Source organism: Youngiibacter fragilis 232.1, assembly GCF_000495435.3.
Classification (GTDB): Bacteria; Bacillota; Clostridia; order Clostridiales; family Clostridiaceae; genus Youngiibacter; species Youngiibacter fragilis.
The window spans coordinates 1-812 of sequence record NZ_AXUN02000149.1; the positions used below are offsets into that span (position 1 = coordinate 1).

Sequence of the window (812 nt, forward strand, 5' to 3'; positions counted from 1 at the left end):
GCCCCCTATACGAACTGGAGCTGCCACTCAGGGAGAAGATAGAGACCATAGCCAGGGAAGTATACGGTGCTGACGGCGTTGATTACACGCCTGCTGCAGAAAGCACATTGAAGGAGCTAGAGGCAAATGGCTATGGTAACCTGCCGGTCTGCATGGCCAAGACTCAGATGTCAATTTCGGTCAAGTCCTATATTTTGTGTAAATTTGTTTTGGTCTCTGGTAATGGTCTTATGCATTTTCTTATTTTTTATTAAAGGCAATAGATTTTAGGGCTTGATCTAGATTGCTGTTGTGAAAGATATTCATAGTACTCATCCATATCAAGGTACTTCCTTCCACCAGCCCACTTGTTGTCTATCTCAAGAAGAACTGCGCCAAGCAACCTTACTGCCGATTCCCTGCTTGGAAATATCCGTATAACCCTCTCCCTACGCCTTATCTCCTCATTCAATCTCTCCACACTGTTTGTCGTCCTCAGACGCTTACGATACTTCTCCGGCAAAGACAATATCGCCACAGCATCGTCAAATCCCTCTTCCAAAATCCTCATCGCCTTAGGAGCTTTTTCTTCGTATTCCTCTAAAACCCTCATCAACAACAACCTGGCTGTCCCCATATCCGGAGCATGCAAAATAGCCTGTATCCGAGTCTTGAGCTCCCCCTGAAGACCCTTAGGTGAAGCAGATAGTATGTTCCGTATAAAATGAGTTTGACACCTCTGCCAGCTTGACCCCTGAAAATTTCTCCTCAAAGCCTTTACTAATCCCTTGTGGTCGTCAGATACCACTAAATCCACACCTCTTAAACCTCTA

General features: G+C 45.3%; 2 protein-coding genes. One reads left to right on the forward strand and one right to left on the reverse strand.

Annotation, left to right across the window (positions count from 1 at the left end; translation table 11 throughout):
- A partial coding sequence (locus tag T472_RS07600; RefSeq protein WP_040907043.1) for a formate--tetrahydrofolate ligase occupies window positions 1-254 on the forward strand: 254 nt, incomplete at its 5' end.
- Here T472_RS07600 and T472_RS07605 read toward each other — a convergent pair.
- A partial coding sequence (locus T472_RS07605) for an IS256 family transposase (protein ID WP_023863494.1) occupies window positions 251-812 on the reverse strand: 562 nt, incomplete at its 5' end. The two genes, T472_RS07600 and T472_RS07605, sit on opposite strands and share 4 nt — an antisense overlap.